Origin of the sequence: Paenibacillus sp. FSL P2-0121, from assembly GCF_037975345.1 — a bacterium.
GTDB lineage: Bacteria > Bacillota > Bacilli > Paenibacillales > Paenibacillaceae > Paenibacillus_AQ > Paenibacillus_AQ odorifer.
The window spans coordinates 2,269,868-2,290,463 of sequence record NZ_CP150245.1; the positions used below are offsets into that span (position 1 = coordinate 2,269,868).

Genomic DNA, 20,596 nt, shown 5'->3' on the forward strand with positions numbered 1-20,596 from the left:
TGTATTGTTGATGATATTCCTGCAGTGGTCCGCGGATTGTCGCAGCGGATTCCTTGGGAGGAACATGGGATTGTGATCGCGGCCACCGCGGCAGACGGGGAAGAAGGTCTGGAGCAGATCCGCAAGCATCGTCCTGACATTGTATTGACGGATATCCGAATGCCTTTTAAGGATGGTTTAGAGATGATGCGGAGCATCCAAGCCGAGCAGCCAGGCATCAAACTGATTTTTTTGACGGGTTATTCTGATTTCACCTATGCCCAGGAAGCAGTTAAGCTGGGTGCCTTTGATCTGATTGTAAAACCGTATACCAAGGTTCAAGTGCTTGAATCCGTGTTGAAGGCCAAAGAAGTGTTGGAGCGGGAACGCAGTCAAGCTGAGCAGATGATGGGCATGGAACAAAAGCTGCGCGAGAGCTTACCTTATTTGCGTCAGGAATATATGCGTCTGCTCATCCGTTACGGAACTAGGCAGCAGCACTTGAGCCAGCAGTGGGATTTTTACAATATCGAGATGAATAACCATAACTTTTGCGTGATGGTAGCGGAAGTGGATTTTTTTGTGGAACGTACATCAGAACTTACGGTTTCCGAGGTGGAATTAATCCGCTTTGCCGTACAGAATATTTTGGAAAATACAATATCCGAATACACTCGGGGCATTGTGTTCCGGGAAAATGTGAATCAGTTCGTTATTGTGATGAACCCTCTGGCGGAGCCGAATATGGAGCAACTTGCAGAGAAATGCCGGGAAAATGTACATCGGTATACGTACCAGACGGTATCCATTGGACTGGGTGGAGAGGTGGAGGAGGTAGGGCAGCTTTCTGCTTCCTATGCGCAGGCGCTGTCTGCACTTGCGAACACCTTTCTGAACGGTGGGAACAGCGTGTACACCTATGTTGAAGATGCAGTCGTGAATGCCGCGCTACCCAGATACTCATATGACAAGGAGAAAGAATTGCTTTATTGTCTGCGTTCGGCGAATTTGTCCAAAGCAGAGGAGCAGCTGGATCATATTTGGCATGATTGGATTACTGCACCGGCAACGCCTAACCCGTCCATCGTTAAGACGCTATGTCTTGAACTGGCTCATTCTATCCATCGGATTTTTTCGGAAAAAGCAACGGATTCGGAAGTTAAAACTCTGGAAAATAAGCTTGCAGACATGAGCAGTGCAGTCTCTTTTGAAGATCTTAGCCGCCAGATTCGGGAATTTTGCCGTTTGGGCTGTACGTATTTGCAACAACGCCAATGCAGTGACGCGCGTATGCTTGTGGATCGGGCCATCACTCATATCAATGGAAATCTGCAGCGAAATCTATCCGTCGCCGACTGTGCACGGGAGGTGCATCTTAGTCCTAGCTACTTCTCCAATCTTTTTAAAAAGGAGACGGGGATGACACTCGCCCAATATATTATCGGAAGACGAATGGACAAAGCCAAGGAGCTAGTGTTGGAAGGCATACAGGTTCAGGATATTGCCATCTCTTTGGGCTATGAGGATCGACCCTATTTTACAGAGCAGTTCAAAAAATACACCGGAATGACGCCGACTGACTTTCGTGCAAAATATAGCTTGCCTAAAGTGGAGGGAAACAGTGATTTCGTCTCCCATTGACAGTTGTTTTCTCCTTCACTGATAAAAGGGCAGTGGAATTATAATTTTCTTAAGAAATGAATGCGATTTCAAAAGAAAAGGGAGGCATTTTAGATGAAAAGAAATAAATGGATATTAGCTGGGGTTTCGCTGATGCTGGCTGGCTCGTTGGCCGCCTGTTCATCATCCGAATCTAATACGGAGGTAAGCAGCAGCAATACAAACTCCGAAAAAACAAAATTGGTCTACTGGACCATTGATCGTCATGATTCTGATTTTATTGAGCAAAAGATCAGTGAGTATGAAGGTCTTAATCCCAATATCGAGATTGAAATGAAGGTTATGGCAGAGAACTATACCCAGTCGGTGGATATTGCCTTCTCCAGCATGCAGGCGCCTGATATTCTCCGGGTGGATACTTATAACGTGCCAACATGGGTCAAAAGAGGGTATCTGGAATCTTTTGATAGCTACATTTCACCAGAGATGAAGAGCCGGTTCGAGAACGTACTTATCAACGAGAAAAATACCGTTGACGGCAAAATATATAGCCTTCCCAATATCGGTCAGTTCTGGCGCCTCATCTATAACGTAGATTTGTTCGAGAAGGCTGGCATTACAGAGCCGCCTACCACACTCGCAGAGATGGTCGAGGATGCCAAGAAAATTACGGCAGCGGGAAAAGATATAGGCGCTTACGGCTTCGCGGGTAATTTCAAAAGTACCAGCGGATTTGAGCGTATCGCTTATCCAATAACAACACTTAGCAAGACTAAGGGCACAGAGGGCTTCGACTTCCAGACCGGGCAATTTGATTTTAGCGTCTATAAAGAGGTTGCTGAGGCGCTGCGGCAGATTAAGGTGGATGGAAGCATGATGCCAGGATCGGAATCGCTTGATATCGACCCGCTGCGTGCGCAATTTGCTCAAGGCAAGATCGGTATGTATTTCAACCATTCCGTTGAGCCGACGGTCTACAAAACCCAATTCCCAACTGAAATTCGCTGGGCAGCTGCGATTCCTCCAACCATTGACGGGGAGCAGAAGGGTGTCAGCCAAGTTATTGCAGGAAGTTATTTGGCTATGAGCAAGGATTCGAAGCATAAGGAAGAAGCTTGGAAGTTTATTGAATGGATGTACAGTGATGATGTGCAGATTGCTTACCAGGAAGCAGGGTATGGGGTTTCGGTTATCCCATCGGTTGCTACTGTTGCCAAGGCACCAGACATTGCAGGAATTGAAGATTTTCTGCCTACGAAGTTAGACGGGATTTATCCAGCGACTCCGATGGTTATCAGTGAGGGACGTCTGGAAGGACTAAAGAAGGTTGATGTCTTCAATAGATACATTTTTGGTGGTGGAGATTTAGATAAAGAGCTTCAGGACTTGAATACTCGCTATAATGCGGCACTTGAAAAAGCCAAAGCCGCAGGTGACACCGATATCGAAGCACAGCCGGACTTCAATGCAGGTTCCCTGCAGGGATCATTGGCCAAATAAATCGAAAAAGACGCCTCTTAGGCTCCGTATTAATACGAGCTAGTGGCGTCTTTTTTTGATGACTACTATGATAATTTTTATTCCTCAGTCGTTTTAGCTGTGCTCGGGGTTCCTTTGTTATTGTAGAGCCACAGCGCGTATTCTAGAGGGCGAATCAGGGCTTTGCGGTATGTGGTTCCGTCACCTGATCTTGCGAACACTTCACGGGCGGGCTTGGGATTAACCTCCAGCACGTAAATTTTACCTTCGCGATCAATGGCGAGGTCCAATGCAAGCTCACATAAGGCTCCGTAACTTTCTTCCAAGAAGGCTGCGGCATCAAGGCCCAACCTCTCGGCAGTCTTCATGACCTTATCGGTTTTATCCTGACTGCCCAGCCATTCCTTCAGCAGCGTTTCCGCTCGAACGGCATGACCACCGCCATGAAGATTGGAGGTTACACTCCGCGCTGCACCGACCCGTGCTGCCATACCTGTCAGTTCCCAGACACCTTGCCCATTCTTTTGAACGAGCATCCGGTAATCATGGAAACGTCCGCCCGGCAGACGTAATGGGATCCCCTGTTGGATAAGGAAACGTCCGCCGATACACCATTGCCGTACGATGGAATCCAGCCGAGTAGAAGAGACTTTACGGGTGGGAATGATTCGGCGATCCTGGCGACGGCCTTGAATATCATATACCCCACGCCCATCCTTCATTCTCTCAATTCTGAGGATGCCACGTCCGCCTGTGCCGTTTGCCGGCTTGATATAGACTACTGAATTGGTTTTCAGCATCCGGCGCAGGTCGGCAGAGGACTGATAGAGTAAAGTTTCTGGCATATGCTGCCGGAAACGGCTTTTTTGTGAAAATGTTTGGTGAATGGTCCATTTGTTGCGCAGTGGACGATTCAGAAATAACAGATGATTGTAGCGTTCTCGGAAACGAAGCAGTTGCTGAAAGCGTGAGCTGCGCTGAATACGGCAACGGTCATAAATCATATTCGGAAAAGAACGCCATTTGCGTGACCATTTTCCGCTCTTGGGATCAAAGACAAGGGCATGGATCTGCTCTTTGCTGGGATGAACATCCATGGGGGTAAACACAAAGACATCCAAGCCAATTCGTTTGCCCTCGACGATCATTCTCCGGTACACGGCCTTTTCTTCAAGCTGCTTAGCTTCGTTAATATATAAAGTAAGAATGCCTAAGACGGGCTCTGGCACAGGAGTTCACCTTCTTGTGGAGAAATAGTAGTGCTGCCGGTATGATGGGGTGACCGGAGCAGTAATGTTGGCTTGCCGGTAGGACCAGTGGTAAGTGTGTCGGCAGCAAGGCCGATATTGAAGCACATCTTTAGGCTAGCAGTATTGTCGCAGGCAACACTGCATTGCAGATGCCCGAGGCGTTTCAGCTGGGCAGCCATTAAGGCAGTGCCGGTATGTCTATTCCGGTAGAAGGGGTGCACAGCGACAAGACAGGCTTCTGCACCGAATCCGGATACGAAGCTGACTCCTGCGAGCTGGCGCCCATTCTGACCGCGTACGGTGGCGACAAGCAGCGAGATACCCGGCTCTGACAACTGATCCGGTGTTAATCGGGCCAGTACTTTGCAAGCTTGGTTTGTGATTCGCTTCTCCCCATGCGCTCTTATAAACTCAAGCAGTCCAGCCAGCCGTGATTTCCACTGTTTGGCATTTGTGTCATAGATGGAGGATATCTGCATGCTGTGTCACATCCTTTTAATGATTTCTATTTAAACTGGCGCGCTAAATGCTGGCCGTAGTGAAAGATTCGCTCTAGGGACAGCTTGCGGATCGCGGGTTCATCAAATTTCATCGGCCGGGAGTTGGCCTCAAAGAACCAGAGTCCCCCATTCTCATCTACACCCAGATCCATCGACATCTCTCCGAGCATAGAATCAGAAGCTCTTTCAATTTGTCTAGCGATAAGAAGGGCGGTTGTAGGCACACTCTTCAGGATCATGGCTGCTCTTTCGGTTCCAAATGTACTTTCCAGCATGCTGGCAGGCTCTTCAATACTACCGCCGCGTGGTACATGTGTCGTTATACTTCGGGCACCGGCGAGGCGTGCACCTATTCCGGTGACTCCCCAGCCGCCTCTGCTGTTTTTTTGCAGCAGCACCCGCAGATCAAACGGTCTTCCCCGATGAGTCGCCAGTTCAATAGCCTGCTGCACAATATAACGAGAGATTCCTTTTTCTTTTCCGATTCTTGCCCAGAGCCGGTCCATGGAAGCTGCTTTGTACGTCACATTTTTTTTGCCGCTTTGAATTTGGAGCCGGTAAGGCAAAGCGGTATCTGCACGATATTTTAGGCGCATAATTCCTTTTCCTGCTTTGCCATTCTCTGGTTTAAGGTAGAGGCTGGTATGCTGGTTCAGCATGGCAGTAAGGGTGTTTGCACTGCGTAATCGTCTCGTTTTTGGAACATGCTTTGAGGTGGAGTGCGAACCCCTCAACCATTCGAAGAGACTCCATTTATTGAAAAAATATGGATTATATAGCTTAATGCCTGGATGTTCCAGGCATTGAGCTATTTTACGTACCACAGCAGGTTTTTCCTCATCCTCACGGGTGGGAATTCGGTTATAAATGATTTGTGGAAGAGGTACAGGAATGCTGTACCAGATTTTACCGCTGGACGATGGGACATATCCGTTCACCATCCGTTCCTCAAGCTTGAGGTCACGGACAGTGACGACGTAGACAAGAAATCCCATTTCTTTGCCTGTGCGAATAATGTCCCGGAAGTTGCTGCGGTTGCCATTAAATTGCCGTACTTTATCGCTGGTTGTCAGTATGGCAATAACAGGTTTTGTATCTTCCGGATTATGGGTGCTCACATCTCATCCCTCCTGCGGAATTTGCTGAGGTATAGACAATGCTCCAGAATGTGCTCGATGGAAGCTTTGCCCTCAGCGCGCAGGGAAGGGTGACGGAAGATGGAACGACCTGGTTTGGCGTTGGCCTCGAACATCCAGATGTCTTCATCCTGATCAATTCCGAGATCAAAGCCAATTTCACCGAGCAAATGACGATGCTGGACTTCTAGTGATTCTGCCAGCTTGATGGCTGTAGTCTTTGCACGCTGCAGTACTTCGTCAGCTCTTGCGCCGAATACACGTCCGAGTGCTTGCTGAGGTGTAAGCAATGCTCCTCCATTTTTAAGGTGAGTGGTGACACTGCCACGGCCGGCTTTTTTAGCGCCTATGCCGACTACAATCCACTGATTACTGCCGTTTTTATGCATATGGAACCGGAAATCAATCGGGCAGCCATCTATTTCGATGAGACGTATTCCCTGCTGAACTATATAATTTTGCAGATTTTGACCGTGACGCGAACGAAGCATACGCATAAGGGCTTCAAAGGTGGTAAAGCGTAAAAGAACGTTTTTTCCACCGCGGCGGTAGCGGGCAAAATACCCCTTTTTCGGGAGATAGGTAAGCCGATAAATGCCGTGACCCAGACTTCCCGCAGAAGGTTTATAGTATACAAAATGATGGTGATCCAGCATTTCTCTCATTTTTTCCGTGGACGGATTGCTGTGGGTTTCAGGTACATAACGATTTGCCGCCCCATCATTTTCTAAAAGCTTATAGATATCGGATTTATTGAAAAAGCTCCAGTTAAAGTATGGAATTCTTTTCCGCATAAATCGTTCGCGAAGTTGGTTGATATAGGGTGAGGTCTCAGCTCTCCGACTGGGCAATCGATTATAGACAACATCAGGTAGAGGGACCATTTTTCGTTCAAACTTACCGCTTGAAGTCAAAAAATATCCATAGACCTGTTCCTGTTGCCAGTTGATGTCACGCGGCATAAAGGCAAATATATAACATTTGTTGCTGCCTTCCCGCAGTAATTGCTTGATGAACCCTGTGCGAGAACCGAAGGGCTGAGACGAGGAAGCAGGACCATCGGATAATATGCCAACTAAAGGTCCTAGCTGCACCTCGTCATTCTGTAGATTGCGTAAATAGACACCACCTGATTTCGGAACCTTGATAGCGCTTTTTACGCCTGAGGCGAGATATAGGTGATTTCCGGCGCGCTTGATGGGCTTGATCATGGTCGGGGTGGCATCTTTACCGAGCCTTAAGCGTATATTTTTTTTCCCCGTTAACTTCAAGCTTTTCATCAGTGCACCTGATACATATACAACTCTTTGGGGCTGCTTAGTGAAATGCACATTGCAAAAAGTGAGACTCATTTATGAATCCTCCTTAGGAACCATTGTTATCATTCTCCCGTTTGTAACGGAGCTGCCCGTAGATAGGGATGGTATCCGTCGTTGTGTGAGCAGTAGATGGCGCGCATAAGACAGTGGATTCTCGGCGGCGAGCTTAGCAGCCCGGCGGTCGCCCGTCAGCCGGAATACCGTGCGCCCTGGCTTGGAATTTGCTTCTAGTAAATGAATCCGACCGCTCGAATCAATACCGAAATCAAGGCCGAGTTCTCCAAGCCTGCCGCATGCAGCCTCCAGTAGGGGAGGCAAGTATGCACCTTCTGCAGCAAGCTCACGCATGATGTCTTTTCCACCCTGACCATATTCAGCAAGCAAAAAAGGCAGGGGAGAAACAGCTGTTCCGCCGCCATGCAGGTTCGAAGTCAGCGAACCTTGGTTACCCAGCCGTACGGCCATGCCGGTAAGAGTCCAGCGGCCAAGGCCATTCTTTTGCATCAATACACGCACATCGAACGGTTGCCCCTTACTATTCGTTAGGTGCAGGAAAGGCTGTATAATATAGCGGCGTGAGCCGATAAATTCATGAATCCAGTTCAGTCCTTCAGCCTGTGAGTCGAAAACATATTGAAAGGGTGTATTTGTTCCGTCACGCCCTCGTACTCTCATCCCTCTGTTCTGCAGTATGGCATGTAATGTACGTTTGCCATGGGTGCCGGCCTTGGGCTTTAGAAAGACTCCATATTCTCTTTCAGCAAGCATTGTACTTAACCTGCGGGTACCGGTATAGAGTACAGTTTCCGGCAGTATTGCCGCTGCTCTCCGGTCGCGCTTCAATATCTCATGTACACCCCATTTATCTGGCAAACCTCGAGACCAAGGCAGGGAACGATGAAGAGTAGAGAGAGCAGCGGAAGCTTCTTTTCTTTCTTTAGGACCTTCGTAAAAGCAGCGATTATAGACAATATCTGGCGGTGAAGAAGTAGTATTCTGCCAGCTTCCATCTTTCCAGGTATAGCCGGTAATGGAGGAACCGTCTGCCGCTACTCCGTCTGGATGAAATACGAGGACTTTTAGGCTGTATAGAGGAGCTGCCCGGCATAAATGACTGCAAAACTCTGGCTCGGCGATCGGTGGATTCCCGTTGCGGCGGCCTGTCATAATGCCGAGGAACCCCACTTCTGTTTCAGTCATCGTGTCCTCCTTATAAACCGGCCAAGTAGCGGCAATATAAAATCATTTGCTTGACGGACGGTCTTATTTTTTGATCGTTTAACGGTGTATTATCGTTCTTGGAGGGCTTGGAGTTAACCTCTAAGAGCCATATTCGTCCTGATTGATCCAGTGCCAGATCGATTCCGAGCTCTCCGAAATGAGCGGGGATAAAGGTTTCGACCCCTCTTGCAATGGCAAGTGCTGCTCTGGGCAGCTGAAGCTGAACGTTTTCTTTTGCGCCCGGAGGAAGACTGCTCTTGCTAACCGCTTCTTTTACAGTGCTGAGACTGCCACCTCTAGCTAAATTAGACACGAAGTGATTGCTTCCGGCGGTGCGGGCGACAATGGAGGTAACCCCCCATTTTCCGCTGCCATTCTTCTGAACAAGTGCCCGGAAATCTACAGGCCGCCTTCCTAGCTCCATCAAAGGCAATCCCTGCTGAATCTGGTATCGAGTAGTCTTCATTTTGGGAGCGATGGACTGGTACAATTTAGCGAGAGTGGTGTAGCTTTGCTTGCGTGTACCTATGGAGGTAGTAGACAACAGACGGTAACCTCCGCCTTCTTCTTTAGAGATACGAAGTATGCCTTTGCCGAGACTGCCTCGTACAGGTTTCAAAAATACACTTGGGTAATGGCTGCACATCTTCTTCATTACGGCAAAGCCGTTCAACGCATGCGACTCAGGTAAATACCGCTGCAGGGAAGGGTCTTGCGCTAAAGCTTCAAATACCTCTGTCTTGTCAAGAAATTTTTCGTTGAAGAAATGCGTTCCATATCGTGATTTTACATCCGCCAAAAAATGCTGTACGCTAGGTTTATTCTCCACCTTTCGCGTCGTTAACCGATTGTTGATTACATCGGCAATGGGCAGACTCATTTTTCTCCAACCCTCGTTGTATACCCAGCCCTGAATGGAAGAACTGCGTGTTTCCAGCGCTTCCGGGGTAAAGAAATATACATAGGCGCCTTGTGTGTGGCAGGCATTTGTCAATTCCCGGCAGAACATGGTAATGGGTCCAAACAACCTGTCGAGATTATCTGGATGGTCACGACTGACGAGCACGCCGATCAACGGTCCAAGCCGCAAGGTGCGGCTTACAGAGCTGTAAGAAACGTTGAGGGTTTGTCGGTGTTTCCATCCGGTCCGCTGCGCCAGTCCTTCGCTTACACGCAGGATGTCGGATTTGGGAGCCGAGATAATGGTAACCTCCTGCCGGAAAGAGCCGAATGCCAGCTGGAGTGTTCCGTGAGACGGGATTTTGAGTCTTTTCATGGATTTTTCGCCAAGCATTATAGCGTTTTCCTGCAGGATGCCCGAGTTGACCGTATGGACCGGGATCTTGAATTGGGACATCGTGGATCTCCTTCCGGTAGGCAGCATGATGCCGGCAATTTGGTAGCTAAGGGTTACATATCATTCATCATATGGAGACAGATGACCCTTGGTGATTGACCTAACCGCTAAAAACCTTGCCCAGTCATTTCATAAGCTCGGCCCAAGAAGCGAAACAAGTATGGAATGAGCGAATATTGGAAACTAAAGCAGCGTGAATTCAGGAAGCAGCTGCTAACAAAACTTAAGCGTATGTTTTCGGAGTGAGTTTTTAGAGCAGAGTAGATTCAGGAAGCAGCAGCTAACAAAACCTAAGCGTAAGCTTTCGAAGTGAGTTTTGTACGAAGACGATAGGAAGTGTACGCTAACAAAACTTAAGCGTATGCTTTCGAAGTGAGTTTTGTACGAAGACGATCTGAGGAGTGTACGCTAACAAAACTTTTAGGAGGAATCATAATGAGCATTCACGACAAAGCACATGAACTGGCGAAAGCCATTAAAGAGAGCAGCGAGGTATCGGATATCAGAAATGCCATGAAGGTCGTAGAAACAGATCCTGAAGCGAAAGCGATGCTGGACAATTTCCGCCAAGGTCAGATGGAGCTGCAACAACGGATGATGAGCGGAGAAATGCCTCCACAAGAAGAAATGGAAAAGATGGAGAAGCTGTTCGAGGTGCTTAACTTGAATCTTGGCATTCGTCGTCTGTTCGATGCGGAACGCCGTCTGAGCGTTGTAATCGAGGATGTAAATAAAATTATCACCGAGAGTTTGTCTCAATTGTACGGCGAATAAATTTTAGCAATGAAAATCAAAAGAGGGTGTTCCCGAAGCCGGTGGCTCTGGAAACACCCTCTTTCTTGTGGCTGTGACTATAGGGCTAGCCTAAGTTCAAGCTCGACCCAATCTCAACCTAATCTTGTTTACCTTCGACTGCGCAGAGAAGAATACCAGCTGCCAAACCTAAGCGGCGATCAAGCTTGCCTTTTCGATCCTCCGAGAAGTCAGCCATAATTTTGGTGACAAATGGATTGAAATTTTGCTTGAATGCAGGGATCGTAGTATCATCCATCTCGATATTATATTTCTGCGGAATAATAGCGATGAAGCGGCGCAGTAGAGCCATCGCGGTGCTGTCTTCCTTGATTTTTCCGATTTCCTGATCATGACGGTCAAGAATAATCCATTCATCCTTCAAAATAGATTTGAGACCCTTACGTCGAAAAGCACCAATATGCTCACCGGACTCTGTATCGTGTACATCATAAGTAGCACTAAAATCGACCACGTTGCGGGCTTTTATGCGCAGAAGCTCCTTCTGCATGGACTCATCCGTATAAAGTGCAATGTCTTCTTTAAGCTTGAACGCTTTCATTTGCGAATAGAGCACAAGCTGCTCAGAGCTATCAAAAATATGAAGTTTCGCACCCATGATCGAAAATACTTTTTTGCGAATTATGTATTCGGTATGATTATAAGCTGCATTCAATTCAAAAACGCCTCCCTAAATGAAATCATCATCTCATATATAAGCATCTCTTGCTATATAAATGCTAACCTTTTATACATAATTTTGAAAAGGTATATATTTTTTAATGGACTTGTCTCATATTACGGGCCTCATGTTCATAGAGTAGAGATATAGATTTAATCGAATATCCTGTCTACGAAGGAGCTGTTATTAATGAGAAAAAGAAACAAGTTCAAACATGGTATCTATTTGTTGCTGGCGTTGGCCATGCTTTTGTATGCACTGCCGAAGCTTTCGCTTGCGAATGGACCGAGCTGGGTGTTTGGTTTTGGAGTCGTCTGGTCACTTTTTGCGTTTATGGTCATTGCGGCACATTTGCATTTTATTATCGGGGTTGATGAAGAAAAGACCAAACGTTTGGAAGCTGTGCGAAAAGCAAAGCTGGAGCAATGGCAGACAAAGTGGAATGAAGAAACTAGAGTTTCGCAAAGATAATAGAGTTGGCATCGGATACTAAAAAGCTAGATTAGCTTCAGGTCTCTCGAATAAGCGCGGCAGTCGTGCAAAGAGAGGCAAAAATGACTTAGAATGTTGCGGAAAGCGCAGAAGTAGTGCAAAGAGAGGCAAAAATGCCTCAGAATGCTGCGGAAAGCGCGGCAATGGTGCGAAGAGGGGCGGAAATGCCTTAGAATGTTGCGGAAAGCGCGGCAATGGTGCAAAGAGAGGCATAAATACCGTAGAATGTCGCACAAAACGCGCAAGTAGCCAAAAGAAAGGTATAAATACCGTAGAATGCCGCACAAAACGCGCAAGTAGCCAAAAGAAAGGTATAAATACCGTAGTATGCCGCGCAAAACGCGCAAGTAGCCAAAAGAAAGGTATAAATACCGTAGAATGTCGCACAAAACGCGCAAGTAGCCAAAAGAGAGGCATAAATACCGTAGAATGCCGCGCAAAACGCGCAAGTAGCCAAAAGAGAGGCATAAGTGCCTCAGAAAGTTGCGGAAAGCGCGGCAATGGTGCGAAGAGAGGCAAAAATGCCTTAGAATGCTGCGGAAAGCACAGAAGTGGCGAAAAGAGAGGCATAAGTGCCTTAGAATGCCGCGAAAAGCGCAGAAGTAGCGAAAAGAGAGGCATAAGTGCCTCAGAATGTTGCGGAAAGCGCGGCAATGGTGCGAAGAGAGGCAAAAATGCTTTAGAATGCTGCGGAAAGCACAGAAGTGGCGAAAAGAGAGACACAAATAACGTAGACTGCCGCGCCAAAAGACACACTCATACGAAAAAGCCCACTAGCCTAAGCCAGTGGGCTTTAATATGTTCCTGCATTGCTAGCAGGGGGCTAAATGTTATTTTCCACCCGTAAAAGGATTGATCTCATTCGTGAGATCTCTTCCAGCCTTCTTTTCTTCTGCAGATATCCGTTTACCGAGAGCCGCGTAATACCACACTGCAGGAACGAGAACCGCGAGTATAACAAGAAATTGCATAAGCTCAGCTCCTTTCACGTCGATAGTATAAACTTTTTTCCTGATCGTAGAAAGGATGGATATGATCCTACCATCCTACCATCCTACCATCCTACCATCATCCCACCCACTTGTTGCAAAAACAATCCGACTACTTTTTACTGACCGAGCATTCTACTTCAAATACATAACTGGCGCTTCCCTGAGGCCATCTTGCATGGATGATATACAGATGTCTGCCGCTACCTGCTGCGAGTTGAAAACTATTTTTGTCCACAGAAAGGGTTTCGTCCGGTCGTTCCTCACGAGGAAATGAAGCCATAACCTCTATCTCTTTGGGTGCATATGAGAACTCGAGTTCTACCCGATCACCGCTGATGGCTTTAGGATGTACCTTTTGTTTGGAAACCAATTCATCGTAAGAAGCCATATCCACACATACGCCTTTGCCATTGTCGTTCCAGCAATAAGAGCCTTGAATAGCCTCGAACCGCTCACCGCCAACAGTAACTTGAACGCTTGGGGGCTGTGGGTTAGCAGTGTCTTCTGTTGAAATCTTATCTTTAAAAGTTGATTGAAACAAGTCCAATAGATCTTTTTTGCTGGTATCTGACAGACGATAGTGGCCCATTTGTCCGGATTTAATGAGTAACCCACTGTTACTTCCGCCGATCCAAAAAGAGAACTCATAACTTATGCCATCCTTCATGTTCACAGTGGTGCTGTAATCGCTGGAAGCAATATCTAGTTGTCCTCTATCATATTCAGCAGTAGTTATGGCTTGAACAAAACGTTCAAACGAGGATGGATCCGAAATAGTGGCCATGGGCTGTTTTTTTTCAATTAAGTTAATAGACACTATATTATTTGCATCCAACTCAATCTGGCCTGCTTGTTTTACTTCGTTTCCCGTATTTCCACAGCCGACCAGTCCTATAAAAAGCAAAGTAATAGTAAGTAGTAATAAAGCGGTCTTGTTCATCTCTTCAATGCTCCTTTACACATTCTTTAATTCTCAGACTATAAAAAAGAGGAAAAGGTTGCTAAATAAAGGCAGCGAATGTTTAAGGTCAGCTTAAAACGCATCAGAGATATTCAGTTTCAAAAAATTCGATTTTAAGGTGGTTTTCAAACTCACTATGTGGCAATACCTACCTTAATCGTAGATTGTGTAAGGAGAGTGAAATTCGAATTCGAAGCTTATGAATCGGTTGTACTGAGCCATTCTATCCGTGTATAATAGGTACAGTATAGTACAGATTGGAGCATGGGGGTGTAACAGTTGGAAGGTCAAGGCGATGCGATTACTAAACACGAGCAACTGCTGCAGCATATTGAAGGTCTTAAGGTAGGCACCAAAATATCTGTTCGCAAGCTCGCCAAAGAAATGTTAGTCAGCGAAGGGACTGCTTACCGTGCAGTGAAGGAAGCTGAGAATCTCGGGATAGTCATCACGAAGGAACGGATTGGTACAGTTCGTGTAGAAAAGAAACCTCGGAACATTTCAGAACAGCTGACGTTTGGCGATGTAGTTGATATTGTTGAAGGGCATGTGCTCGGCGGAGCAAGTGGACTAAATAAACATCTGCATAAATACGTGATCGGGGCGATGAAGGTCGATGCGATGATCCGTTATATAGATGCTGACAGTCTGTTGATTGTAGGTAACCGTGATGATGTTCACTCTCTAGCGCTGGAGCAGGGCGCGGGGGTTCTGGTGACAGGGGGCTTTGGGACGAGCCGTGAAGTGAAGGCCTTGGCAGACGAGCTGGATCTTCCCATTATTTCTTCGAGACATGACACGTTTACCGTCGCTTCAATGATTAACCGTGCTATTTTTGATAGATTGATTAAGAAAAAAATTATGCTGGTAGAGGATATTATCGACAGCAAACCGCGCCTGAATACGTTAAAAATCTCTAGTACCGTCGGCGAGCTACGACAGGTTTCTGAGGAAACTGGAGAGCAGCGCTTTCCCGTTACGGATGAATGGAACCGAGTCATCGGCATTATCGGTCGCCGCGATGTAGAGGAATTGACGGAAGGCCAGATCATTGAAAAAGCGATGATCCGCAGTCCGGTTACGGCTGCACTGCAAACCTCACTAGCCTCCGCGGCCCAGATCATGATGTGGGAAGGCGTGGATTTTCTGCCCATAGTGGACCGTAACCGTAAACTGGTAGGCTCCCTAACCCGTAAAGAAGTACTGCAAAGCTTACGCGATGTCCGGAATCAACCTCAGCTGGGAGAGACTTTTGATCATCTCATTTGGAATGGTTTTGCGGATGAGCGGGACGAAGAGGGACGATTGTTCTTCCATGGCTTTATTACGCCGCAGATGGCTACGGATCTTGGGACGATTTCTGAAGGAATATTGTCTACGCTTATGACGCTCTCGGCATTTAAAGCAGCTAAGGACATCACAGGAAATGATTATGTACTAGATAATATGTCCACTTATTTTATCCGACCGGTACAGATCGAGCATGCGATCATTGTAATGCCGAGACTGCTCGAAATCAGCCGCCGTACCTGTAAGCTTGAAATTGAGATCAGCCACTCGGATACTCTGGTAGCCAAAGCTGTTCTGATGCTGCAATCCATTGATCATGGCTAAAAAATGGTTTGCTAGCTGGATAGCATACGGTAAATAGGATCGTATACATGCTAAATAGACTGCCCTCATCATTGAAAGAGAGGGGAGTCTATTTTATTCTTTCTATTCCGTCAGAACAGCAGCTAAGCTTTCGACTAGTGTTGTTCCTGGCTACGGCTGCGACTACGGCTGTAAAAACTATAGCTGCGTAGCCCCGAGAAGATGTTGAACGCACCAATCAGCAGAAAGGCAGCTTCAACAATGATATTAACGGTAGAGCCGCGAAACAAAAACATGGATATCAAGGACAGCGTTACGAGCATAGCACCGAGCATCACATTCATGACGGAGCGTTTCAGCCCTTTATCTTGGGGATTTAAGGCACGGCGGGAGGATATGCTGAACACAGCGGCACCGATTACAAAGATCACCAGCAGGATAAACAATAAATACTTGATAAATAAAACCATGGACAGCCAGCTCCTTTATCGTGTCTTGCAGTAGCCAAGAAGTAATTTCCACGTCTGTCCATTATTGTATCACACGATGGCTGTCAGCTGCGCTTAAAAGGACTGATTTCTACCCAGATTTGCAGGACGCCTTCCATGACGAGCATGGTTCGGATTTTGACAGAGTATTCCTTGTCACGCACAATGTATAGCTTGCCATCCAACAGCAGTCTAACAAGTTTGCTGTCTGTATCAATATCGAACATGCTGCGGCCGCGCATCGGTTCCAGATCTGAGCCCATTTGGCTTATGATTAATTTTACAGTTACGGGGTCAAGTGGGGTATCTTCTTTGGATTTGCTTTCCTCCGATCGAATTTTGATTTCTCTGATCACGGTTGAGGTATTATTGTATTTTTTGAGTGTCTGAATATCTTTTTGATATTGCTCGATCTGTACACGCAGATCTTGATTATGCAGCCATAATACGTTATATCCTACATGGTAAATAGCATTGTATATGACAGCTCCTACGACGATCCCTAGCATGAATATAGCGGAGATCTGGGTGAATCTGCGAAAACGACTGAATGGTGGAACTCTCACTGGCGTTACCCCCTGCCGCACACCCATTTTACTAGCTCACTGCCCATATGGGCTCCTAGAAAAGCGAAGGCAAGATACATGATTTGTTTGATGGCGGGGGAGAGGTTGCCTCCAATCATGTTGCTTTCAATGACCCGTAAGGGGTCCATAGTACCTCCTACAGCGGCTGCTAGTGCCCATATTTTAATCCGATCTGCCACATCCAGCATCGTTTGCGTCGGCGGTTGCAGGGATACAACGGCGCCGATTCCGCCGAGCATAGCTCCGCCAAGCACGATGCCGAAGGCGATAAAGAAGTCGAGGATAGCTTTGCTCATAAAAATGCTCATACAGGCCCCTTCCCGGACGAGGCATTTACAAGCTTTGCCTGTCCTTATGCTCTTAATCCATTCTATGGGCGGGTCCCCCTTTAATATGATAAAATAGTTTCATCTTATGTTTGATTTTTGCAGTAGAGAGGAAGTGGGGTTATGAGCCCTTTCGTGCATTTGCATGTGCACAGCGAATACAGTTTACTGGACGGGGCGGCGCGCATTACCGATCTCGTGCGCCGGGCCGGCGAATACGGCATGAAGTCGCTGGCGCTTACGGATCATGGAGTGATGTACGGGGCCATCCCCTTTTATAAAGCGTGTAAAGAGAATGGAATCAAGCCGATTATTGGCTGTGAAGCTTATTTAACCGCGGGTTCACGCCGTGAGCGGGGCAGTCGAAAAGATCAACCGATCTACCACTTGATTCTGCTCGTCAAGAATGAAACCGGCTACAAGAACCTGATGAAGCTGATCTCTATCGGCCATCTGGAAGGCCATCATTATAAACCACGAATTGATATGGAAGTGCTGGCAGCTCATTCAGAGGGGATTATCTGCCTAAGTGCTTGTCTGGGCGGAGAAGTGCCGCAGCATCTGATGCATGGACGTGATGAGGAGGCGCGCAAGGCTGCGCTGCGATATAAGGCGATTTTTGGCGAAGATTTCTATCTGGAGCTGCAAGACCACGGGATCTCCGAGCAAAAGAGAGTCAATCCCAAGCTGATCGCCCTTGCCGAGGACTGTGAAATTCCACTTGTGGTGACGAATGATGTCCATTATTTAGCGAAGGAAGATGCTGAGGTTCAGGATGTGCTGATCTGCATCGGAACAGGCAAAACGGTGGATGATGAGGAACGTCTCAAGATCGGAACAGATCAGCTGTTTCTAAAAAGCAGCGAGCAAATGGCGGCATTGTTTCCGCATGTGCCGCAGGCTATCGCCAATACCTTATTGATCGCAGAAAAATGTAATTTGGAGCTGACCTTCGGCAATCATATTCTGCCTGCCTATTCTCCGCTCCCTGAAGGCATGGATTCCGCTGCTTATTTGCGTGAGCTGTGCTGGAAGGGGATGGAGGAACGATATATAGATACACCGCAATGGACTACACCTGAGCAAAGAGAGACGGCTGAGAAGCGTCTGACCTATGAACTGGGCGTTATCGAGAGTATGGGCTTCAGCGATTATTTTCTAATTGTGTGGGATTTTATTGCTTATTGTCATCGTCAGGGAATTGCTACGGGACCCGGACGGGGATCTTCCGCGGGTAGTCTCACCGCATACTCTTTGCGAATCACCGATGTGGACCCATTGAAATATAACTTGCTCTTTGAACGTTTTCTAAATCCAGAACGGATCACCATGCCGGATATTGATATCGATTTTAGCGATGAACGGCGTGATGAGGTTATTGGTTATGTAGTGGAGAAATACGGCAAAGAACATGTGGCGCAAATTATTACTTTCGGAACTATGGCTGCACGGGCTGCCGTTCGTGATGTAGGCAGGGTGCTGAACTTGCCTTATAACGAGGTAGACAAAGCTGCCAAGCTTATACCTGGTCAACTAGGGATCAGCCTTGCCAGAGCGCTGGAGAGTACACCAGATCTTAAAGCACTGTATGATAGCAATCCAAAGATTAAAGGGTTGCTGGATATGGCTATGAAGGTGGAGGGCATGCCCCGCCATGCTTCGACACATGCTGCTGGGGTTGTTATCTCGAAAGGTCCGTTGACCGATGCAGTCCCACTTCAGGAAGGTAACGAAAGTACGGCGTTAACCCAATACTCTATGGAGCATTTGGAGAGTGTCGGGCTGTTGAAAATGGATTTTCTGGGTTTGCGCACGTTGTCGATTATCGAACGCTGCATGAATTCGATTAAAGAAATGAGCGGAAGTGTTCCGGATTTCCGTGTCATCCCAGATCATGATCCAGCTACGTATGAAATGCTTGGGGCTGGTGAGACAACAGGGGTCTTCCAGCTGGAGTCGGCGGGCGTTAGACGAGTACTTAAAGATCTGAAGCCTAACGGCTTTGAAGATATTGTATCGGTTCTAGCGCTGTATCGTCCCGGTCCGATGGAATTTATCCCGAAATATATAGCAGGCAAACACGGTGAGATTGAAGTAGAGTATCCACATTCTGATTTGAAGGCTATTTTAGCGGACACCTATGGGATCATTGTGTATCAGGAACAGATCATGCAGATTGCTTCTCTGATGGCGGGCTTCTCGTTAGGAGAAGCGGATCTGCTCCGTCGAGCGGTCTCAAAGAAAAAACGTGAGACGCTGGATAAGGAACGGAGCCATTTTGTTCAAGGCAGCTTGCAGCAGGGGTATAATGAAACGGATGCGAATGCTGTTTATGACATGATCGTGCGCTTTGCTGATTACGGCTTCCCGCGGGCTCATGCCGCGGCTTATGGAGTATTGGCTTTCCAGACAGCCTATCTCAAGGCACATTATCCGGTGCAGTTTATGGCGTCTATGTTGACCGCTGTAATGGGCACTCACCGCAAGGTAGCGGAGTATGTGCTGGACTGCCGCCGCACAGGCATCGGCGTGTTGCCGCCGGATGTGAACGAGAGCGGCGTATTGTTTACTCCGGTTCCTGGCGAAGGAACCGGAACCGGGCATATCCGCTTTGGACTTGCAGCCATTAAGAACGTCGGCACGCTGGCAGTGGAGAACATTATGGCAGTCCGCAAGGAGCGGCCGTTCGACAGTCTGCTAGATTTCTGTCGACGTGTGGACCTGCGGGTCTGCAATAAGCGGGTAGTGGAATCTTTGCTGCAGGCGGGAGCTTTTGACTGTCTGCCGGGTCACCGCGCCCAGCTGCTGGCTATGCTGGACGAGACGGTTGACGCTGCGCTGAAATGGCGCAAGGAGCGGGATGAACTGCAAATCCAGCTGTTCGACGATTTGGTGGAGACACCGAACTGGGAAATCCGCTATCCGGATATCCCTAAGTTCACCATTGGCCAGCAACTGGAGATGGAACGTGAGCTGCTGGGGTTATATCTTTCGGGCCATCCGCTTGATGATAGCGCGGAACTGCTTGAGGAGCCCGGCATGCAGCGGCTGATGGATCTTGGTGAAGCCGCGGATGAGAGCCAGACGGTTACGGCCGGAATGGTAGTATCCGTTAAGGAAATTACGACGAAGCAAGGAAAATCGATGGCCTTCGTCGAATGGGAAGATCAGATCGAGCGCTGCGAGGTCGTACTCTTCCCTGAGGTGTGGAAGCGAAGCCGCAGCTTGATTGCCAAGGGCGCGCTGCTGGCCTTGCGCGCTAAGGTTCAGCAGGAAGACGAAGGCTTCAAGCTGCTGGCCGAGGAAGTGGCGCTGCTGTCTGCGGAGGCTCTCCGCGGGCTGTTGCAGCGCCGCAGTGCCGCCGCGTCCCGCTCGTACAGCGCGGGACGCTCGGCCTCGGCAGGAGCGCCGCCACGCGGCGCAGCTCCTGCTTCCCGGACCAGCGGTGCCGCCACTGGTCCGGCTGCCAGGCCAGCAGGCGGCACAACGCCGCCTGCAACACCTGCACAGGCCGCGCCAGCAACAGCGGCGACCTCAGGCCAGCGTGTCTTTATCAAGATCACGCCGGCCTCAGAGAATGCAGCGTTGCTGTCGCGCCTGAAAGAGCTGCTGCAGAATCATCCCGGTCCTGCTGCGACGCTTCTGTTTTATGAACAGGATCAGAAGCTCCTAGCTCTTAGCGATAATTATCGAATTAAGCCGTCCGAGGAACTTTTCGCGGCGATCGAGGTTATGCTGGGTGCAGGTACGGTAAGAATAAAATAAGAACAATTCTCCCCTTTTCCGCATACATTAGGAAACCACAGGGCACATCCCTGTACG

At 48.0% G+C, this 20,596-nt stretch carries 18 protein-coding genes; 6 read left to right on the plus strand and 12 right to left on the minus strand.

Features of this window, described 5'->3' with window-relative positions:
* Nucleotides 1-3: 3 nt before the first annotated feature.
* Entirely contained in the window at nucleotides 4-1,620 is a 1,617-nt protein-coding gene (locus tag MKY54_RS09865; protein WP_339191152.1) for a response regulator, read from the plus strand.
* A gap of 93 nt (nucleotides 1,621-1,713) precedes the next feature.
* Nucleotides 1,714-3,099 carry a sugar ABC transporter substrate-binding protein gene (locus tag MKY54_RS09870; RefSeq protein ID WP_076191140.1) on the plus strand — a complete coding sequence of 462 codons (1,386 nt, stop codon included), beginning with the start codon at nucleotides 1,714-1,716 and terminating at the stop codon, nucleotides 3,097-3,099.
* A 77-nt stretch (nucleotides 3,100-3,176) separates the two neighbouring features.
* On the opposite strand, the gene MKY54_RS09875 is transcribed toward MKY54_RS09870, so the two are convergent.
* From MKY54_RS09875 to MKY54_RS09900, 6 genes are read right to left on the minus strand one after another with little or no spacing between them, the layout of a single operon-like run.
* Nucleotides 3,177-4,307 (minus strand): YheC/YheD family protein, encoded by a 1,131-nt coding sequence (locus tag MKY54_RS09875; protein ID WP_076184268.1) that lies wholly within the window; start codon nucleotides 4,305-4,307, stop codon nucleotides 3,177-3,179.
* Nucleotides 4,289-4,807, minus strand: coding sequence for a GNAT family N-acetyltransferase (locus MKY54_RS09880; RefSeq protein ID WP_076124882.1), 519 nt, complete (start codon nucleotides 4,805-4,807; stop codon nucleotides 4,289-4,291). Before MKY54_RS09880 ends, MKY54_RS09875 begins: the two co-directional genes overlap by 19 nt.
* Before the next feature lie 26 nt (nucleotides 4,808-4,833).
* On the minus strand, nucleotides 4,834-5,946 hold the full coding sequence (locus MKY54_RS09885; RefSeq protein ID WP_036683979.1) for a YheC/YheD family protein: 1,113 nt from the start codon (nucleotides 5,944-5,946) through the stop codon (nucleotides 4,834-4,836).
* Nucleotides 5,943-7,316: a YheC/YheD family protein gene (locus MKY54_RS09890; RefSeq protein ID WP_036683976.1), complete on the minus strand. Its 1,374-nt coding sequence runs from the start codon at nucleotides 7,314-7,316 to the stop codon at nucleotides 5,943-5,945. The genes MKY54_RS09885 and MKY54_RS09890 overlap by 4 nt, the downstream gene beginning before the upstream one ends.
* Nucleotides 7,317-8,483 (minus strand): YheC/YheD family protein, encoded by a 1,167-nt coding sequence (locus MKY54_RS09895; RefSeq protein WP_076278574.1) that lies wholly within the window; start codon nucleotides 8,481-8,483, stop codon nucleotides 7,317-7,319.
* A 10-nt stretch (nucleotides 8,484-8,493) separates the two neighbouring features.
* Nucleotides 8,494-9,861 (minus strand): YheC/YheD family protein, encoded by a 1,368-nt coding sequence (locus MKY54_RS09900; protein WP_076124889.1) that lies wholly within the window; start codon nucleotides 9,859-9,861, stop codon nucleotides 8,494-8,496.
* A gap of 435 nt (nucleotides 9,862-10,296) precedes the next feature.
* Between MKY54_RS09900 and MKY54_RS09905 the strand changes: the two genes are divergently transcribed.
* On the plus strand, nucleotides 10,297-10,635 hold the full coding sequence (locus MKY54_RS09905) for a YlbF family regulator (protein WP_036683973.1): 339 nt from the start codon (nucleotides 10,297-10,299) through the stop codon (nucleotides 10,633-10,635).
* A gap of 118 nt (nucleotides 10,636-10,753) precedes the next feature.
* On the opposite strand, the gene MKY54_RS09910 is transcribed toward MKY54_RS09905, so the two are convergent.
* On the minus strand, nucleotides 10,754-11,329 hold the full coding sequence (locus MKY54_RS09910; RefSeq protein ID WP_076124891.1) for a hypothetical protein: 576 nt from the start codon (nucleotides 11,327-11,329) through the stop codon (nucleotides 10,754-10,756).
* 195 nt (nucleotides 11,330-11,524) lie between these two features.
* Between MKY54_RS09910 and MKY54_RS09915 the strand changes: the two genes are divergently transcribed.
* Nucleotides 11,525-11,806, plus strand: coding sequence for a hypothetical protein (locus MKY54_RS09915; RefSeq protein ID WP_076202990.1), 282 nt, complete (start codon nucleotides 11,525-11,527; stop codon nucleotides 11,804-11,806).
* An 851-nt stretch (nucleotides 11,807-12,657) separates the two neighbouring features.
* Here the strand turns inward: MKY54_RS09915 and MKY54_RS09920 are convergent.
* Both MKY54_RS09920 and MKY54_RS09925 read right to left on the minus strand, forming a co-directional pair.
* Complete coding sequence (locus MKY54_RS09920) at nucleotides 12,658-12,798, minus strand: hypothetical protein (RefSeq protein WP_175617313.1); 141 nt, start codon at nucleotides 12,796-12,798, stop codon at nucleotides 12,658-12,660.
* 130 nt (nucleotides 12,799-12,928) lie between these two features.
* On the minus strand, nucleotides 12,929-13,759 hold the full coding sequence (locus tag MKY54_RS09925) for a hypothetical protein (protein ID WP_339190328.1): 831 nt from the start codon (nucleotides 13,757-13,759) through the stop codon (nucleotides 12,929-12,931).
* A 300-nt stretch (nucleotides 13,760-14,059) separates the two neighbouring features.
* On the opposite strand from MKY54_RS09925, the gene MKY54_RS09930 reads away from it, so the two are divergent.
* A complete protein-coding gene (locus MKY54_RS09930) occupies nucleotides 14,060-15,394 on the plus strand; it encodes a DRTGG domain-containing protein (RefSeq protein ID WP_076124897.1) in 1,335 nt (444 codons plus the stop codon).
* Nucleotides 15,395-15,528: 134 nt separating this feature from the next.
* On the opposite strand, the gene MKY54_RS09935 is transcribed toward MKY54_RS09930, so the two are convergent.
* The 3 genes from MKY54_RS09935 to MKY54_RS09945 form a co-directional block, all read right to left on the minus strand.
* A complete protein-coding gene (locus tag MKY54_RS09935; RefSeq protein WP_076124899.1) occupies nucleotides 15,529-15,843 on the minus strand; it encodes a YtpI family protein in 315 nt (104 codons plus the stop codon).
* An 83-nt stretch (nucleotides 15,844-15,926) separates the two neighbouring features.
* A complete protein-coding gene (locus MKY54_RS09940) occupies nucleotides 15,927-16,427 on the minus strand; it encodes a DUF4044 domain-containing protein (RefSeq protein WP_038569663.1) in 501 nt (166 codons plus the stop codon).
* Nucleotides 16,428-16,432: 5 nt separating this feature from the next.
* A complete protein-coding gene (locus tag MKY54_RS09945; protein ID WP_036678886.1) occupies nucleotides 16,433-16,756 on the minus strand; it encodes a YtrH family sporulation protein in 324 nt (107 codons plus the stop codon).
* 141 nt (nucleotides 16,757-16,897) lie between these two features.
* On the opposite strand from MKY54_RS09945, the gene MKY54_RS09950 reads away from it, so the two are divergent.
* Entirely contained in the window at nucleotides 16,898-20,539 is a 3,642-nt protein-coding gene (locus tag MKY54_RS09950; RefSeq protein ID WP_339190330.1) for a DNA polymerase III subunit alpha, read from the plus strand.
* Nucleotides 20,540-20,596: the final 57 nt, after the last annotated feature.

What these genes read in the sequence shown, in the direction of transcription:
- MKY54_RS09945 (WP_036678886.1), bottom strand. Translation starts at nt 16,756, where the DNA reads ATGAGCATTTTTATGAGCAAAGCTATCCTCGACTTCTTTATCGCCTTC.
- MKY54_RS09935 (WP_076124899.1), bottom strand. Translation starts at nt 15,843, where the DNA reads ATGGTTTTATTTATCAAGTATTTATTGTTTATCCTGCTGGTGATCTTT.
- MKY54_RS09905 (WP_036683973.1), top strand. Translation starts at nt 10,297, where the DNA reads ATGAGCATTCACGACAAAGCACATGAACTGGCGAAAGCCATTAAAGAG.
- MKY54_RS09920 (WP_175617313.1), bottom strand. Translation starts at nt 12,798, where the DNA reads ATGCAATTTCTTGTTATACTCGCGGTTCTCGTTCCTGCAGTGTGGTAT.
- MKY54_RS09950 (WP_339190330.1), top strand. Translation starts at nt 16,898, where the DNA reads ATGAGCCCTTTCGTGCATTTGCATGTGCACAGCGAATACAGTTTACTG.
- MKY54_RS09915 (WP_076202990.1), top strand. Translation starts at nt 11,525, where the DNA reads ATGAGAAAAAGAAACAAGTTCAAACATGGTATCTATTTGTTGCTGGCG.
- MKY54_RS09890 (WP_036683976.1), bottom strand. Translation starts at nt 7,316, where the DNA reads ATGAGTCTCACTTTTTGCAATGTGCATTTCACTAAGCAGCCCCAAAGA.
- MKY54_RS09870 (WP_076191140.1), top strand. Translation starts at nt 1,714, where the DNA reads ATGAAAAGAAATAAATGGATATTAGCTGGGGTTTCGCTGATGCTGGCT.
- MKY54_RS09895 (WP_076278574.1), bottom strand. Translation starts at nt 8,483, where the DNA reads ATGACTGAAACAGAAGTGGGGTTCCTCGGCATTATGACAGGCCGCCGC.
- MKY54_RS09925 (WP_339190328.1), bottom strand. Translation starts at nt 13,759, where the DNA reads ATGAACAAGACCGCTTTATTACTACTTACTATTACTTTGCTTTTTATA.
- MKY54_RS09900 (WP_076124889.1), bottom strand. Translation starts at nt 9,861, where the DNA reads ATGTCCCAATTCAAGATCCCGGTCCATACGGTCAACTCGGGCATCCTG.
- MKY54_RS09880 (WP_076124882.1), bottom strand. Translation starts at nt 4,807, where the DNA reads ATGCAGATATCCTCCATCTATGACACAAATGCCAAACAGTGGAAATCA.